Origin of the sequence: Gemmobacter caeruleus (assembly GCF_008271655.1) — a bacterium.
Lineage (GTDB): Bacteria > Pseudomonadota > Alphaproteobacteria > Rhodobacterales > Rhodobacteraceae > Gemmobacter > Gemmobacter caeruleus.
This window is the reverse complement of record NZ_VKKX01000002.1, coordinates 40,010-55,904: the sequence shown is the minus strand read 5'-3', so window position 1 is coordinate 55,904 and position 15,895 is coordinate 40,010. Positions and strand designations below refer to the sequence as shown.

The window sequence follows — 15,895 nt, the reverse complement described above, 5'->3', positions numbered from 1 at the left end:
AATGCCCGGCGCTTTCTGCGCGACCTGGAGCGCGCCTGCCCGCTCCGCATCCGCACCATTCTGACCGATAACGGCAAGGAGTTCACCGACCGTCTGTTCGGCCTGCGCAAGCGCGCCGCGACGGGCGAGCACGAGTTTGACAAGCTTTGCGCCGAACTGAGCATCGAACACCGCCTGACCCGGCCGAAATCGCCCCAGACGAACGGCATGGTCGAGCGTTTCAACGGCCGGATCGAGGAGGTCCTGCAAAGTCACCACTTCCGGTCGGGCGAGGAACTGGAAACCACGCTGCACCGCTACGTTTGGCTCTACAACCAGCAGCTCCCGCAATCAGCCCTCGGCTGCAAGTCGCCCTTGCAGGCGATGAAGGACTGGCACAAACTCAAGCCACAGCTGTTCAGCAAACAGCCATACTACCTTCCGGGATGCGACAAGTACTTCAAGCACTTTTCAAATGCACTACACGAAATTGAAACAACTAAGCGATTGCAGCCCAAAGACGAAATTAAACTCCAAGAGATGCGCGCTCTTGCTGAGGCGGTTATCAACAGCGCATCATCCGATCACCAGCTCTCTGGGTATGTAAATCAAAATGTGATCAGGGCGATGACAAGCATAGAGAAAAGCAAGGCAGGAAACTTCAATAACTGGATTCTAGTATTCGACTGGTCAGACGGAAACTTTCTGACTTGGGAGATGGTTAGCCGCGATCCAGATATAGCCGTCGCGCAATACTTGAGGTATGAAGCTGAACATCCGGAACACGAACAGAAAGAGGTCGTCATGATTGGCACCTCAAACATCGAAACTGTTCAGCACACACATAGCCACTACTTCGGCATTGACCATCATGATGTTGCGCTTGAGGGCATGGAGAAATCCATTATTGGCCTATCAAAGCGCAGCCAAGTTGACGTTGGGGCACGCAGGATATTAATGACAATGAAGAATAGAACCTTTTGGGGACCCAAAAAAGTCTCAGTATCAACACTAAAAAACCATTTTTGTGGAAACATCGCGAGCTTTGACTATTCCCTAGACGAGCTTCGCAATCTAGGGCTTATTTTGGGAAATGACCCCATTTCCCTAGATCTGAAGAAGAAGCCTACAATTGAGGGGCTACTATAAATTCACCCCACAGCCGCATTCACCGCCAGCGCCACGATCACCGTATTGTAAAAGAACGACACGACCCCATGCGCCAGCACCAGACGGCGCAGGGCGGGGCGTTCGATCACCACGTCGGACACCTGCGCGGTCATGCCGATGGTCAGGCTGAAATACAGGAAATCCCAGGCATCGGGCTTGGTCGCGCCGGGAAAGACCAGCCCGCGCGCGTCCTGGCCATACCAGAGCGCGGCATAGTGAAACGCCGCCAGCACATGCAGGGTCAACCAGCCCAGGGGCACCGAGGCCACGGCCAGCGCCGCCACCACCGGATTGGCATCCGACAGCGCAAAGCCGATCGCCGTCAGGCTGAGCGCGACCGCACCAAGCGCCAGCCCCGCGATCAGCGGCACGCCCTCATCGGTCAGTTCGGCATGGGCACGCAGCGAGGCGGGGGTCTGCCTGCGGGCAAAGCGCAGCATCAGCGCCAGATAGGTGATGAAGAACCCGTTGGCCGCCAGCAGCACCGCCTGCCCCGCCGCCACGCCCGCGCCAAGGCTCGCCCCGCCAAGCGCCAGCCCGGTCACGAAGGCCAGCAGGAACCGGCGATGGCGGGCGAACATCAGCGCGCCTGAAGCGTTTGCAGATATTCCGCGACCTGGACCAGCCGCAGCGGCGTGGGCGTGGGGATGCCGTCGCCGCTGTCGTAAAGGACGGTCTTGTCGGTTTCCAGCAGCGGCCCGAATTCGGGCATCAGATCGCCCCTGTGGCTGGCCGAGGCGCCGTAGATCTTGCTCATGGTGCGGGCCATGTCGATCTTGCCATCCTTGCCCGCCAGCCGGGTGAGATCGGCCGGAGGCTTGCCCAGCGTGGCGGCCATCGGCCCGTCGCCCTTGCCGCCCGCGCCATGGCAGCCCGAACAATAGGCCGCGAAATCGCCCGCACCGGTCGGGGCCGGTTCCTCGGCCTTGAGGCAGGCCGCCAGCGGCAGGGTGGACAGGATCAGCAGGGCGGGGGTAAGACGCATGGGGCACTCCTCTTTCCCCCACAGAACCACGCCCCCCGCGCCGCCGCAAGGGTCACAGGATGCGCCCGGCCTCCAGCCGCACCACCCGGTCCATCCGCGCCGCCAGATCGAGGTTATGGGTGGCGATCAGCGCCGAAAGGCCGGTTTCCCGCACCAGTCCCATCAGCGCGCCAAAGACCTGATCCGAGGTCGCAGGGTCGAGGTTCCCGGTCGGCTCATCCGCCAGCAGAAGCTGCGGCGCATTGGCCAGGCCGCGGCAAAAGGCCACGCGCTGTTGCTGGCCGCCCGACAGTTGGGCGGGGCGGTGATGGGCGCGGTCGGCCACACCCACAGCCTCCAGCAGCCTGCGCGCGCGCGCCTCGGCGGCGGCGGGGGCCACGCCATTGGCCAGCTGCGGCAGCACCACGTTTTCCAGCGCGCTGAACTCGGGCAGCAGGTGGTGGAACTGGTAGACAAAGCCCACGGCCTCGCGCCGGGCCCGGGTGCGCGCGGCATCGCCCAGCCCGGTCAGATCCTGCCCGCCGATCACTACCCTCCCCGCATCGGCGCTGTCCAGCAGCCCCGCGATATGCAGAAGCGTCGATTTTCCGGCGCCCGAGGGCGCAACCAGCGCGACGACCTCGCCGCGTGCGAGCGTCAGATCGACCCCGCGCAGCACCTGCACCTCGCCCGGCAGACCGCGATTATAGGCCTTGGTCACCCCCTCCAGCCGCAATGCGTGATCATTCATAGCGCAGCGCCTCCACCGGGTTCATGCGGGCGGCCCGCCAGGCCGGAAAGATGGTGACGACAAAGGACAGGATCAGCGACAGCCCCGCCGCCAGCGCCACATCGCCGGCCTGCAAACGCGCGCTCAGGTGGTAGATCGGGCGCACCGTGGGATCCCAGACCCCGCCCCCCGCGACCCAGTTCACGAAATCGAAGATCGGCGTGAACCAGTAGGAAAAGGCGCAGCCCATGACTATGCCAAGCGCGGTGCCGGCCAGCCCGGTGATCGCGCCGCAGATGAAGAAAACCCGCAGGACCGAGCCTTCGCCCAGGCCCATGGTGCGCAGGATGCCGATATCGCGGCCCTTGTTCTTGACCAGCATGATGAGGCCCGAGACGATGTTCATCGCCGCGATCAGCACCAGGATCGACATCAGGATGAACATCATCCGGTCCTCGACCGTCAGCGCCTGAAGATAGTTCCCCGCGCTGTCGCGCCAGGACCAGAGCAGCGCCCCATCCCCCGCCGCCTGCAACAGCGGCAGTTCAAAGGTCTCCACATGGTCGGGATCGGCGACCATCACCTCGATCTCGTCGGCGATGCCCTCGCGGTTGAAATAGGTCTGCGCCTCGGCAAAGGGCAGATAGGCCCGGGTGCGGTCGATCTCGGGGCTGCCGGTGGTGAAGACATAGACCACCTCATAGGCATTCACCCGCGGGCTGGTGCCGAAGGCGGTCTTCACCCCGTCGGGCGAGATGATGCGGATGCGGTCGCCGACCGAGACATTCAGTTCGCGCGCCACGCCCGAGCCGATAGCGATGCCATCCTCAAAGCGTTGCAGATCACCGAAATCGTCGTCGCCGGTGGTCAGGCTGGGCACGCCGGTCACGTCATCGGCCGCCATGCCATAGACCTCCACCCCGGCATTGACGCCATTGGCGGTGCCCATGACCTGCCCGCGGATGATGGGGGCCGCGCGGGTCACGCCGGGCAGGGCGCGGATGCGCGCGGCGCGGGCGTCATAATCGGCAAAGCCCCGCACCATGCGGCCCGAGGCATCCTGCTGGCCAGCGCTGTAGACGGTGACATGGGCATTGGCACCCAGGATCGAACTGACGAATTCCGCCCGGAACCCCGCACGCACGGCCATGGTGGCGATCAGCGCAAAGACCGCCAGCGCGATGCCGATCACGCTGATCCAGGTCATGACGCTGATACCGCCCTCGGCGCGGCGGGCGCGCAGATAGCGCCAGGCGATCATCCATTCAAAACGGGAAAACGGCGCGGTCGTGGCCAAGGCGGAACCCCTGTCAGTTGCGCCGCGCACCCTGACGGCGGGCCGGCGAAAGGTCAAGCCGGCGGGGCTTCACCTTCGCGCCAGCCTCAGACGGCGCGGCGGCGGCGAAAGGGCCAGGCCAGCAGGCCCAGCAGCCCCGTCGTCACCAGCCAGCCGCCCAGAAAGCCGATGCCGGCGGTGATCAGCCCGTCGGTCGTCACTGGCACGGCGGGGCGAAAATCGGCCCAGGTCGCGGCCAGCGTTTCGCCATCGCCCAGCTTTTGCGGCATGGTCAGCCGTTGCAAGGGGCTGGCCGCGCGCAGATCGGCCAGATTGGCCGACAGCCGGTCATGGCGCGCAAAGGTGCGGGTCAGATCGCTGCGCCGGTCCTCGAGGAAAGCGGTGCCGGTCATGTCGGCCAGGGCCTGTTCGCGGGTCAGCAGGTTGCGCGTCGCAGTCGCGTCGAAATCGCGCACCACCTCGGACAGAGCATCCACCTGCCCGGCCAGCCGTTGCAGATATTGTTGCGAGAATTCGGGGAATTGCGACAGGCCCACGCCGCCCGCAACCGCCCCCGCCAGCGCGAGGATCCGCAGCATCGCCCCGCGCCCCCGTCAGTCACCCGTCCGCATCAGCTTGAACACCGTCAGCTGATGGCGATACATGCCGGCGGTCACGCATTCAAACCCGTCACGGCGATAGTGGCGCATCGCCTTTTGAAAGGCGTAGAAGGCCGCCATGTAATCGGCATCCTCCAGCTTGTGTTCCTGCACCGGGTTGGTGACGATCAGCACCGAGCGCCGCGCCAGCCGGGTGAATTCGTCCACCAGCTTCATCCAGTCGCGCGGATGGCAGTAATGTTCGATCGCGTCGAAAGAGATCAGCGTGTCAAAGCGGCGATCCTCGAACGGATAGGGCACCTGCCCCGCATCGAACAGCGTCACATCCAGCCCCAGGCTTTCGATCAGCGGCTGATAGATCCAGCCCTCGGCCTCGCCCGCGTCGTTGACAAAGCCGTGGTCGTCGCGATGCAGGCCGGGGACAAAGCTGTTGACCCCCCTTTCGCGGCTGTCGTGTTCGTTGTTCTTGCCCAGAAAGTTGGGGAAATCGCTGCCCAGCACGCTATGGCCCTTGTGGCGCAGGATCTCCAGCGTGGCGCCATGGGCGGTCGAAAGCTCCAGCACCTCGCGTTGCGGGGCGCCCTTGACCATAAGCTCGGGCAGATATTGCAGCAAAAGCGCCCAGCTCCGGCGGATATTGCCGAAGCGGCGCAGGTATTTCTTCTGCACCCGCGTCTTGCGCAGTTGCGCCATCTGGTCTTCGGTCAGGACATAGGCCTGGGCGAATTCCTCGGGCGGGGCATCGTCAAAGGCGGCCAGAACCTCGTTCACACCGGGGAATTTCTGCGCGGTGGAGCGGAGGAATTCGCCATAATGCTGGTCGCGCAGCAGTTTCAGATCGGCGACAAAGCCGGCATGGCCCTGACGGTGCATGGCGGGAAATGCGGCCTCGCGCGCGATGACCTCGGCGGGATCGTGTTTCATCTGCTGCCTCAATTTTCTTTTATCTTTTGATGAAAATCTGAGTCAGTTTACCGCCCCGGTCAACGCAAAATCGGGTTTCGGGCATGAAAAAGGGGCCCGAAGGCCCCTTGCTGTCGCAAATCGCGCACAATCGGCGGATGTGGATCACGGGTGATCGGCATAGATCGCGGCGATACGGTCCACCGCGGCCTCGGCCGACATTTCCTCGCTTTCGCCGCTGCGGCGGCTGGTCAGTTCGACCACGCCATTGGCCAGGCCGCGCGGCCCGACGGTGATGCGCCAGGGCAGGCCGATCAGGTCCATCGTGGCGAATTTGGCCCCTGCCCGTTCGTCGCGGTCGTCATAAAGCGGGTCCAGCCCCTTGGCCTTCAGCGCCTTGTAAAGCCCCTCGCACGCCGCGTCGGTGGCGCCGTCGCCCTGTTTCAGGTTCACGATGCCGCAATGGAAGGGGGTCACGCCTTCGGGCCAGATGATGCCCTTGTCGTCATGGTTGGCCTCGATCAGCGCGCCCAGCAGGCGGCTGACGCCGATGCCGTGGCTGCCCATCTCCACTGGCACGCGATTGCCATCGGCGGTCACGACGGTCGCGCCCATGCTGTCGGAATATTTGGTGCCGAAATAGAAGATCTGCCCGACCTCGATGCCGCGGCCCACCTTGCGATGCGCCTCGGGGATGGCGTCGAACAGGGTCGCGTCATGGGTTTCGTCGGTGCGGGCATAGAGCGAGGTGAATTCCTCGCAGATGCCCAGAACCTCGGCGCGGTTATCGAAATCGACCTCGCGATTGCCCAGTTTCAGCGCGGTCACGCGGTCGTCATAGAACACCTCGGATTCGCCGGTCGAGGCAAGCACCAGGAATTCATGGGTATTGTCGCCGCCGATGGGACCAGAGGCCGCGCGCATCGGAATCGCGGTCAGGCCCATGCGTTCATAGGTGCGCAGATAGCTGACCATATGGCGATTATAGGCGTGCAGCGCGTCATCCTTGGTCAGGTCGAAATTGTAGCCGTCCTTCATCAGGAACTCACGCCCCCGCATCACGCCAAAGCGCGGGCGCACCTCGTCGCGGAACTTCCATTGGATGTGATACAGCGTCAGCGGCAGATCCTTGTAGCTGTTCACATGGGCGCGGAAGATGTCGGTGATCATCTCCTCATTCGTCGGCCCATAGAGCATGTCGCGGTCGTGCCGGTCCTTGATGCGCAGCATTTCCTGGCCGTAATCGTCATAGCGGCCGCTTTCGCGCCACAGATCGGCCGGTTGCAGCGTGGGCATCAGCAGCGGGATGTGACCGGCGCGGATCTGCTCCTCATGCACGATCTGTTCGATGCGCTTGAGCACCTTGTAGCCCATCGGCAGCCAGGAATAGATGCCCGCCGCCTGCTGCTTGATCATGCCGGCGCGCAGCATGTAGCGATGCGAGACGATCTGCGCCTCGGCGGGGTTTTCTTTCAGCACGGGAAGGAAATAGCGCGACAGACGCATGGCAGGCCTCTTGCAAGGGTTTGGCCGTTCCTAGCGGGTTCGCTGCGGCGGGGCAAGTTTGGCGTGGGCGGCGACGGGGCTGCAATTTCCCCCTTGCGCGCCCCCGCGCCATCCCCTAGATAGCCCGCATCGCCGCGCCGCACCCATATGCGCAGGCGACACCCGGTGGGGTCATAGCTCAGATGGGAGAGCGCTTGAATGGCATTCAAGAGGTCGGGAGTTCGATCCTCCCTGGCTCCACCAAACAAAATCCGTCTCAGGCAAGCACAGGGGACAGGCAACTGCCGTTACGGCCTTTGTTTCCACTGACGCCGCCCCTCGGCAGTGCCTCGCGCAGGGCAGGTTCGCGTCCACATTACCACTTGCTGCGCTCCGACCCGGAGTGTGCAATCGGACCGAGAGCGCTCATTCGCCGCGCTTCGCAAGACGATCGTTTTGCGGGACCAAGTGGACTTCCATAAATTCGTCGAAATCTTTGTAGAAAAGATGGTCAAACAGATTATCTGTTCATTCAATCAAGGTTACAGCATGTTCATCCGGTTTGTTCGGCCCAATCGTCTCATTGGCAGCAGAGCAAGGGAAGGCTTCTTCTGCGCTGCTTACGAATTGCGCGCTGATCGATTGCTGGATCCATATTCCGCAGAACGGCTTGAAGAAGCGTTGTCTTGGTTCAGGGCCAACCTCTCAGTTCCCAAGAAGTTCAGCCGTTCAGCCGTCAAAAGCCATCGCAACCTCGAGTTTACCGCTGGTTTGAGTTGGTTCAAGGAGGACGCCACTGACGTTATTTCCAGAGCATTTGACCTCGTCGCTCTCTTGGACGAACACGGCTACCCAACTGAGATCATTCGCTCGGATCGCGTGGGTTATGTCATGTATGAGGACAACCATCAGGTTGTTGCAGAGCCATTCATGGATACGCCTGTCTAGCTACGCATCTTGTGACGCGAGTGTCTGTTATGGACTCAATGCTGTTGCACGCTGCATGGTGCTTCAGGGTCCGCACAGGGCCATAAGCGGAATTGACTAGTCATATCAAGGAAGTCCGCATCTCCACCCGGTGCGAAGGGACCGGGCAAGGGGCGCTTTTCGTCCCCTGCCCCGCCGTTCACAGATCCTTCACCAGTCGCAGCGCATCGTGGATGGCGGCGTGGGTGTTGCGGGCGGAGACCGCGTCGCCGATTCGGAACAGGCTGAACCGGCCTTCGGGGTTGCGCAGCACCGCTTGCGGCGCGCCGGAGGTCAGCGCGGTGTAATCCACCTCGCCCAGATTGGAGGAGATCGGCTTGAGCGTGAAGTAAAGCTCGTCCAGCGGCCGGGTGCCGTGATTGACGATGACCTGATCGACCAGCCGGTCGCGGCTGGCGGCGCCGTAATCGCTGCCCAGCGTCGCGCGCAGGCGGTTGCCGTCGCGGGTCACCCGATCCAGCCGCCAGGTGACGGTAAAGGTGGTGTCGCGGCCTTGCAGGTTGCGCATGTAGGGCACCAGGTTCATCGCCATGACCTCGGGGGCAAAGCTGCGGTCGGGGGTCACGATCTCCACCCCGGCGCCGGTGGCAGAGATCATGTCGGCCGCCTGAAGCCCGGCATGGTCGCCCGCATCGTCATAGATCAGCACATTGCGCCCGGGCTTCACATCGCCCGACAGGATATCCCATGCCGAATGGACCAGGTCATTGCCCTCGGCCAGCACCTCGGTATGCGGCAGGCCGCCAGTGGCGATGATCACCGCATCGGGATCGGTCGCCAGCACATCGGCGGCCTCGGCATAGGTGTTGAAGCGGAACTCGACGCCCAGCTTGTCGCATTGTTCCTGCCGCCAGCGGATGATCGAGATCATCTCGCGCCGGCGTTCATCCTGGGCGGTCAGGCGGATCTGGCCGCCGGGCTGGTCGGCGGCCTCGAACACGGTCACGGCATGGCCACGTTCGGCGGCGACGCGGGCGGCCTCCATCCCGGCGGGGCCGGCACCGACGATGGTGATGCGTTTGCGGGCCGTCGCGGCGGGGATGCTGTGGGGCAACGTCTCCTCGCGGCCGGTCGCGGCGTTGTGCAGACAGAAGGCCAGCCCCCCCTGATAGATGCGGTCCAGACAGTAATTCGCGCCGACACAGGGGCGGATGTCATCCTCGCGCCCCTCGACGATCTTGCGCACCAGATGCGGGTCGGCCATGTGGGCGCGGGTCATCCCCACCATGTCGAGCTTGCCCGAGGCGATGGCATGGCGCGCGGTCGCCACATCGGGGATGCGCGCGGCGTGAAAGGTGGGAAAGCCGGTGGCGGCCCGGATCTCGCCCGCGAAATCCAGATGCGGGGCGCTGCGCATGCCCTGGATCGGGATCAGGTCGGTGAGGCCGGGATCGGTGTCGATATGACCGCGCACCACGTTGAGGAAATCGACCAGCCCGCTATCCTTCAGCTTCTGGCTGACCTCCAGCCCCTCAGCCTTGCCCATGCCGCCGGGCAGATCCTGATCGCCGGTATAGCGCAGCCCCACGATGAAATCCGGCCCGCAGCGGTCGCGGATGCCGCGCAGCACGTCGAAGGTAAAGCGCAGCCGGTTGTCGAGGCTGCCGCCATAGGGCGCCTCCAGGTCATTGGTCAGCGGCGACCAGAATTGTTCAAGCAGGTGGCCATAGGCCTCCAGCTCGATCCCGTCCACGCCGGCGGCCTTCATCCGCTCTGCCGCATCGGCGAAATCGCGGATGACGCGGGTCATGTCCCATTCCTCGATCCGCTTGGGAAAGGCGCGATGCGCGGCCTCGCGTTCATGGCTGGGCGCGATGACGGGCAGCCAGTCGCCCTTGTCCCAACGGGTGCGGCGGCCGAGATGGGTCAGCTGGATCATCACCGCCGCGCCGTGATCGTGGCATTCATCGACCAGCTGTTTCATCCAGCCTACCACCTCGTCCTTCCAGGCGAGGATGTTGTTGAAGACCGGAGGGCTGTCGCGCGAAACGGCGGCAGAGCCGGCAGTCATGGTCAGCGCCACGCCTGCCTTGGCGCGTTCGACGTGATAGGCGCGGTAGCGGCCCTTGGGCAGGCCGTCTTCGGGATAGGCCGGTTCATGGCTGGTGATCATGATCCGGTTGCGCAGGGTCAGATGCTTCAGCTTGTAGGGTTGCAACAGCGGATCGTTCGACATGGCGCGGCTCCGTAAGGTGGTTGGCGGGCTATGCTGCCTTTCTCGCTAAAATGTTCACCTATGTCAATATTTCATTCACTGATGAACATTCTACGCTAGATGGCCCCAATGCCAACCGAAACAGCGGGTTTCAGCGCTCGGTCGCGCCCTTGCCGGACAGGATGCGATCGCGCCAGCGGGCCAGACGCGCCCGGCGGGTGAAAGCGGTCCTGGCGCCGGCAAGCTGGATCAGGTAGCTGCGCTGCCGCCCCGGGGTCAGGGCGTGAAAGGCCGCGGCCAGCACGGGGTCGCCCGCCAGGGTGTCGCGCAGTTCGTCCGGCCAGTCGGGCGTCACGGTCGCGCGCGGGGCGCGGCGCCCCTGCGCGGCATGGTCGCGGCCCTGCGCCAGCAGCGCCAGCACCGCCGCGCGGCGTGCCGCCACCTCCTCGGCGCTGTGAAAGCGGATGGTTTCGGGCCGGGTGCTGTTGGGGCCGGTGCGTTCCATCAGCCCCGCCGGATCGTCGAGCAGCGCGGCGTCAAAGAAGGTCAGGCGGAAATCGGCACGGAAGGCGCCGATGATCGCCACATTGCGCCCGGCATGGGCATAGCAGGGATGGCCCCATTTCAGCGTCTCGTCCAGACCGGCCTCGCGGCAAAGCGCGCGAAGCGCGGCCAGCCCCCCGGCCCAGAGCCGGGTCGCACAATCGGCGGTGTCAAAGCGGGCGCAGCGGCCGCAGCCCTTGGCGAAATAGTCCTCGATCGCGGTGATCATCGGCCCCCTTTCCGCCGCTCAACCCTCGGCGGTCTCCAGCTCTGCCATGCTCTTGCGGATGAAGCGGTTGCCACCGCGCGTCAGCACGAAACGGCCGATGCGCCGGGCCAGATCGGGGCGGCCGCGCGCTATGGCCCGCTTGAACAGTTCCTTCTGATAGCGGGCAAAGCCCTTGCGCGCCCGCAACAGGCCGTAAAACTCCGCCTCGGTCAGCGTGCCGTTCAGCGCGCCGGTGGTCACCTTTGACAGGACGCCCATCTGTTGCAGGCTGGAGCCCAGCCGATGCCCCATCAGCGGCGCCCGCAGCTTCAGCACATTGCCTTGGGTAAAGCGCGCGACATGGCCGCTATCCAGCGGCTCATAGGGGTCATAAAGCAGGATCACCCGCCCGGCGGCCTTTGACACCTCGGCGGCATCGCCATAGGGACCGCTGAAATCGCGGTCCCAGGCGGTGTGATAGCGGGTTTCCCAGGGGACCAGCGTCTTGTCCAGCGTGGATTGCGGGCTGATCGCCACCACATCCGCCCCCGGACAGGCCGGCGAAAAGGCGCAGGCGGCATAGCCCCCCATCGAGGCGCCGTAGAACACCACGCGCTTGTAGCCGTCGAAAAAGGCCGAGGTCGCCAGATCGTCGAATTGCTCATGCACCCAGGGGTCGCGATACCAGGTCCAGCCATTCGCCATGACGCCCAGCATGTCCCAGCCCTGTTTCTCGATGAAGCCATAGCCCCAGGGGCGGCGGTCCTCGCGCTTGGTCATCGCGATGTCGAGATTGTCAAAGGTCACGACCAGCGTATCCGACCCGCGCGGCACGAACAGGAAGGAATGGCTGTCACCATCGCGCACCCAGCCCTTTTCGCCGGCAAGCATGGCGGCAATGCCGGCCCAGTCGGCGGGCTCGCCCGGCACGGCGGCCTGTTCGGCGCGCAGGCCCGCCGCCTGAACCGCCGCCTCGGCCGTGGGGCGGAACAGCGCCCGCGTCACCGGCACGTCATCGACCTTGCGGGTGGAAAGCGTGTCGCAACTGCCAAAGCGGTTGAGGAAAGGATAGGCGCCCGATCCCTTGCGGATATCGGTGATCATCACGGTATCGGGCATCAGGCATCGTTGCAGCACCGGCTCCAGATGCGAGATCTTGTTGATATCGCCAAAACCCGACAGGTTGCAGATCAGCGTGCAGCCGGTCAGGTCTTGCGCGGTGGCGGCCACGCGGATCTTTTCCTCGGGCACGCCATGGTCGCGCAGCATGGTGAGATACCCCTCCAGCCAGCGCGAGGGGCGTTCGGGCCATTGCCCGCGCCCGGTGATGTCGATGATCAGGATATCGCAATCCCAGCGTTCATAGGCGGCGATCGCCACGCCCTGCGCATTGCCCCCCACATCGCCGAAACGGGTGACCTCCTCCAGATCCAGCTGTTCGACCAGGGCGGTGTCGAACTGGTGCTTGCCCCGGCCCTTGATCATCGCCTTGCCGGGCTGGATGTCATGCGCCTTGCAGGCCCGGTCGAACCAGCTGCCCGGCGGCGGCATGCCGTTATGGCGCAGGCCGATCTCGCGCTTGTTCGAGGCCCAGACATGCAGGGCGGTCGTCTCGTCGCTGACCGACATGTCCACCACCTCGGCCCGGCGCAGGAATTCCAGCCGACGCGGGAACGGCACCGGGTAAAAGGCCGGCAGCGGCAGCGCCTTGTCGGCCAGCCCCAGCTTGTGCGCGAAATGCGTGACCATGAGCGGCCCCCACACCCCCCAGGTCAGTTGCGACACATGCAGCGGCGTGCCGGCGGCGGCGGCGGCGAGGCAGGCCTCGTGATCCTCTTTCGGCAGGAAATCGGGCTTCGGATACAGATCCGCTGTGAAATCGAGCATCGCGCGCAAAAGGTCGCTGTCGGCCGGCAGGCCCAGCACGGCATTGTTGATGCGCCGGTTGCCGGGCAGTTCGAACCCCATGACATAATCGCTGTCATAGTCCATCGGCCGCTGGCAATAGACATCGGTATCGACCCAGATCATGCCCGGGCATTTGTGGATCATGTGCAGGCGGAACAGATCGGCGAACAGCGCGAAGCTGTCCTTTTTTTCGTATTTCAGGAAATTGTCGGTATCGAGGATCTCGCGCCCGTCGCGCAGGATCACGCCTTCGGGGACATTCGGGATGTCCTCGTAATGAAACAGGGTGATCTTCTGCCCGGCATCCACAAAGGATTTGAGGCAGAGCTGTTCCATCCAGCTCAAGCCCCCGCCGATCCAGAGCGTTCCCACCTCGCGCTTGCGTGCCATTTTCCTGCCCACTCGTTCCCTCGGGGCTGCGCCAGAACGGTCTGGCCCCCGATTATCGCATTTTCGGAAACATTCTGGCGAAGATGGGGCGGATTGCCAATGGTTTTGCGGCATTTCTGCCATTCCCGCCGGGGTTTATGCGATTTCTGCCGCCCCGGCGGCTTGGCGGCGCGGCAAAGGCGGTGCTAACGTCGGGCACAAGGGGCCTTGAAGCCACCACTGAAGAAAAGACGTTTGAGGGCAGTCATGTCAGACGACATCTCGGCTCCGGGCCTGCGCCCGGAGGATGTGATGCCGGGCGCGCGACCCGACGCCACGGTGCTGCTGCGCCGTCTTTGCGCGCGGCGTCTCGATCTGCCGGGCCTGCCGGCGCTGCTTGATGCCGTGCGACGGAGCGAACGGGTCTATCTGAGCTTTGCCCAGGGCAGCGATCCTGCCGCGCTGGCGCCGGACGGGGCGCCGGGCTGTGCCCATCCGCAGGAATTGCGCGGGGTTTCGGGCGCACTGCTGGCCGTGGTGGCGCAGCCCGAAGGCGCGCTGCGGCTGGCGCTGGCCGGGGGCGATACGCTGGATCTGGAGGTGGCCGAGGCCGAGGGCGCGCTGTTTCACGGGCTGAACGTGACGCTGGGCTTTCGCTTTCTGGAAACGCCCGAACAGGTGGCCGAAGGGCTGCGCCATCATGCCCGCCATCACGGGCTGCAAGGGGCGGTGATCGTGAACCGCGCCGCCGATGCCGACCTGCCCGCCTTTGCCGAGGCGCTGCGCCACCGGCTGACCGGCACCGGGCTGATCGTGGTGCTGGTCGATTGCCCGCTGCCGCTGGGCAAGCCCGGCATGGGGCCGGAGACCCACCCCTTTCTCGCGCCCGACGCCCCCGGCAAGGACCGGATGGAACAGCCCGCCGCCGATCCTTGGCTGGCCCCCCTGGGCGAGGGGCTGATCTACGAGGCGCTGAAATGGCGCTTTCTGACCGAGGCGCGGGCGGTGCTGACGCTGGATGCCTGCGATATGCTGGCGCCGGCGGGTCCGGGGCAGAAGGGCGCATTCGACCTTTGCGCGGCGGCGGAACATGGGGTCATCCTGCTGGTGGGGCATCGCGTCTATCCCTGGCGGGTGCGGCCCGACGCGCAGGCGATGTTCGGCGACCATATCTGCCGCCAATTCGACCAGCGGCGCGGCATGGCCCGCTGGGGCGTGGCGCCGGGCAAGGCGGGGCTGGAAAACACCTGGCGCATGATCCGCGTGGCCTATGCCAAGCCCGACCCCTCGGGCGTCGCGCATTTCTACCGCGCCATGGCGCTGCGGGTGCCGGCGCGCAATTCGGCGGAACTGGCGCCCAAATCCTCGCTGGTGGAAGATCCCGCGCTGATCGCGCTGGCGGGCGAGGTGTTCAACCACCGCCCCGTGCGCGCGCCCGTCTCGCGCCCCCGCCCCGGACCTGCCGCCGCGACCCAGGCCGGGCGCACCGCCATCGTCACCACGATGAAGAACGAGGGCCCCTTCATCCTGGAATGGCTGGCCTATCACCGCGCCATCGGGGTGGACGATTTCCTGATCTATACCAATGATTGCACCGACGGCACCGATACGATGCTGGAATTGCTGATGCGCAAGGGCATCGTGCAGCACCGCATCAACCCCTATGTGCCCGGCGGCGAGCTGAAACCCCAGCACGCCGCCCTGCAAGCGGCCGAGCAGGAACCCGTGATGCAGAATTGCGGCTGGGGCATCTGCATGGATGTCGATGAATTCATCGACGTCAAGATCGGCGACGGCACGCTGGCCGCGCTCTATCAGGCCATGGGCGATGCCAACATGATCTCGCTCACCTGGCGGCTGTTCGGCAATGCCGATGTGCATGCCTATGACGACCGCTTTCTGATCGAGCAGTTCGACCGCTGCGCGCCGGAACTGGTGCGCAAGCCGCATCAGGCCTGGGGCTTCAAGACCCTGTTTCGCAATATCGACATCTACAAGAAGCTGGGCGTCCACCGCCCCAAGGGCCTGCGCCCCGACCTGTGGTCCGAGGTGCGCTGGCTGAACGGGTCGGGCCGGCCGATGCCGCGCGAGGCCTATCGCAACGCCTGGCGATCGACGACCGAAACCTATGGCTATGACTGGGTGCAGCTCAATCACTACGCCGTGCGCAGCGCCGAGAGCTTTCTGGTCAAGCGCGACCGGGGCCGGGTGAACCATGTCGATCGCGATCAGGGGCTGAACTACTGGTTCCGCATGAACCACAATCTTGACGAGGATCGTTCAATCCAGCGGATGATCCCGGCGGCGCGGGCCGAATATGACCGCCTTCTGGCCGATCCTGAGATCCGGGCGGCGCATGATTTCTCGATCGCCAGTCACCGCGCCAAGATCGCGGCGCTGATGCAGACCGAACATTACCGCACCTTCTATGCCGAGCTGACCGGCCCGCGCATGGAGCGGCTTTGCCGCATGCAGCAGCATTTCGGATCGGCCGTGTTTCTGGCCGGGCCGGGCGTCATTCCCGATGACCTGCACATGCGCGATTTGCCCGAGGATTTCTTTTTCACCGTCGAACATAGCGGCGAGGCCGAGCATTGA

The 15,895-nt window shown here is 64.5% G+C and carries 12 protein-coding genes, 1 tRNA gene and 1 pseudogene; 4 read left to right on the top strand and 10 right to left on the bottom strand.

The genetic code is table 11. The features are described 5' to 3' along the window. Window positions 1-432: pseudogene (locus FOA17_RS00720) on the top strand (integrase core domain-containing protein); the annotation flags it as partial. 698 nt (window positions 433-1,130) lie between these two features. Here the strand turns inward: FOA17_RS00720 and FOA17_RS00715 are convergent. From FOA17_RS00715 to proS, 7 genes are all read right to left on the bottom strand, one after another. Beyond that, window positions 1,131-1,730 carry a DUF1345 domain-containing protein gene (locus FOA17_RS00715; protein WP_149139600.1) on the bottom strand — a complete coding sequence of 200 codons (600 nt, stop codon included), beginning with the start codon at window positions 1,728-1,730 and terminating at the stop codon, window positions 1,131-1,133. Beyond that, window positions 1,730-2,134 (bottom strand): cytochrome c family protein, encoded by a 405-nt coding sequence (locus FOA17_RS00710; protein ID WP_149139599.1) that lies wholly within the window; start codon window positions 2,132-2,134, stop codon window positions 1,730-1,732. Before FOA17_RS00710 ends, FOA17_RS00715 begins: the two co-directional genes overlap by 1 nt. Before the next feature lie 52 nt (window positions 2,135-2,186). Then, complete coding sequence (locus FOA17_RS00705; protein ID WP_149139598.1) at window positions 2,187-2,864, bottom strand: ABC transporter ATP-binding protein; 678 nt, start codon at window positions 2,862-2,864, stop codon at window positions 2,187-2,189. Then, window positions 2,857-4,140 carry a lipoprotein-releasing ABC transporter permease subunit gene (locus FOA17_RS00700; protein WP_238991679.1) on the bottom strand — a complete coding sequence of 428 codons (1,284 nt, stop codon included), beginning with the start codon at window positions 4,138-4,140 and terminating at the stop codon, window positions 2,857-2,859. Before FOA17_RS00700 ends, FOA17_RS00705 begins: the two co-directional genes overlap by 8 nt. 86 nt (window positions 4,141-4,226) lie before the next feature. After that, window positions 4,227-4,718, bottom strand: coding sequence for a DUF2937 family protein (locus tag FOA17_RS00695; RefSeq protein ID WP_149139597.1), 492 nt, complete (start codon window positions 4,716-4,718; stop codon window positions 4,227-4,229). A gap of 15 nt (window positions 4,719-4,733) precedes the next feature. Then, the gene (locus tag FOA17_RS00690; RefSeq protein WP_149139596.1) at window positions 4,734-5,663 is read right to left on the bottom strand and encodes a class I SAM-dependent methyltransferase; all 930 of its coding nucleotides are present in this window, start codon (window positions 5,661-5,663) and stop codon (window positions 4,734-4,736) included. 144 nt (window positions 5,664-5,807) lie between these two features. Then, a complete protein-coding gene (proS, locus tag FOA17_RS00685) occupies window positions 5,808-7,148 on the bottom strand; it encodes a proline--tRNA ligase (protein WP_149139595.1) in 1,341 nt (446 codons plus the stop codon). A 167-nt stretch (window positions 7,149-7,315) separates the two neighbouring features. On the opposite strand from proS, the gene FOA17_RS00680 reads away from it, so the two are divergent. Together FOA17_RS00680 and FOA17_RS00675 are read left to right on the top strand one after the other, a co-directional pair. Beyond that, a tRNA-Ala gene (locus FOA17_RS00680) sits at window positions 7,316-7,391 on the top strand. 204 nt (window positions 7,392-7,595) lie between these two features. Continuing rightward, the gene (locus tag FOA17_RS00675; RefSeq protein WP_238991678.1) at window positions 7,596-8,075 is read left to right on the top strand and encodes a hypothetical protein; all 480 of its coding nucleotides are present in this window, start codon (window positions 7,596-7,598) and stop codon (window positions 8,073-8,075) included. Between the two features lie 178 nt (window positions 8,076-8,253). Here FOA17_RS00675 and hpbA read toward each other — a convergent pair whose 3' ends face one another. The 3 genes from hpbA to FOA17_RS00660 form a co-directional block, all read right to left on the bottom strand. After that, window positions 8,254-10,290, bottom strand: coding sequence for an N-methyl-L-proline N-demethylase HpbA (hpbA, locus tag FOA17_RS00670; RefSeq protein ID WP_149139594.1), 2,037 nt, complete (start codon window positions 10,288-10,290; stop codon window positions 8,254-8,256). A gap of 130 nt (window positions 10,291-10,420) precedes the next feature. Beyond that, entirely contained in the window at window positions 10,421-11,041 is a 621-nt protein-coding gene (locus FOA17_RS00665; RefSeq protein ID WP_149139593.1) for a YdeI/OmpD-associated family protein, read from the bottom strand. 18 nt (window positions 11,042-11,059) lie between these two features. Next, window positions 11,060-13,318, bottom strand: coding sequence for a glycosyltransferase family 32 protein (locus tag FOA17_RS00660; protein ID WP_149139592.1), 2,259 nt, complete (start codon window positions 13,316-13,318; stop codon window positions 11,060-11,062). A 246-nt stretch (window positions 13,319-13,564) separates the two neighbouring features. Here FOA17_RS00660 and FOA17_RS00655 point away from each other — a divergent pair, with 246 nt between their 5' ends. After that, window positions 13,565-15,895 carry a glycosyltransferase family 2 protein gene (locus FOA17_RS00655; protein ID WP_238991677.1) on the top strand — a complete coding sequence of 777 codons (2,331 nt, stop codon included), beginning with the start codon at window positions 13,565-13,567 and terminating at the stop codon, window positions 15,893-15,895.

Bases quoted from the DNA above. Each gene is read 5' to 3' on its own strand.
- hpbA (WP_149139594.1), bottom strand. From the start codon at position 10,290: ATGTCGAACGATCCGCTGTTGCAACCCTACAAGCTGAAGCATCTGACC.
- FOA17_RS00710 (WP_149139599.1), bottom strand. From the start codon at position 2,134: ATGCGTCTTACCCCCGCCCTGCTGATCCTGTCCACCCTGCCGCTGGCG.
- FOA17_RS00665 (WP_149139593.1), bottom strand. From the start codon at position 11,041: ATGATCACCGCGATCGAGGACTATTTCGCCAAGGGCTGCGGCCGCTGC.
- FOA17_RS00660 (WP_149139592.1), bottom strand. From the start codon at position 13,318: ATGGCACGCAAGCGCGAGGTGGGAACGCTCTGGATCGGCGGGGGCTTG.
- FOA17_RS00705 (WP_149139598.1), bottom strand. From the start codon at position 2,864: ATGAATGATCACGCATTGCGGCTGGAGGGGGTGACCAAGGCCTATAAT.
- FOA17_RS00715 (WP_149139600.1), bottom strand. From the start codon at position 1,730: ATGTTCGCCCGCCATCGCCGGTTCCTGCTGGCCTTCGTGACCGGGCTG.
- proS (WP_149139595.1), bottom strand. From the start codon at position 7,148: ATGCGTCTGTCGCGCTATTTCCTTCCCGTGCTGAAAGAAAACCCCGCC.
- FOA17_RS00690 (WP_149139596.1), bottom strand. From the start codon at position 5,663: ATGAAACACGATCCCGCCGAGGTCATCGCGCGCGAGGCCGCATTTCCC.
- FOA17_RS00655 (WP_238991677.1), top strand. From the start codon at position 13,565: ATGTCAGACGACATCTCGGCTCCGGGCCTGCGCCCGGAGGATGTGATG.
- FOA17_RS00695 (WP_149139597.1), bottom strand. From the start codon at position 4,718: ATGCTGCGGATCCTCGCGCTGGCGGGGGCGGTTGCGGGCGGCGTGGGC.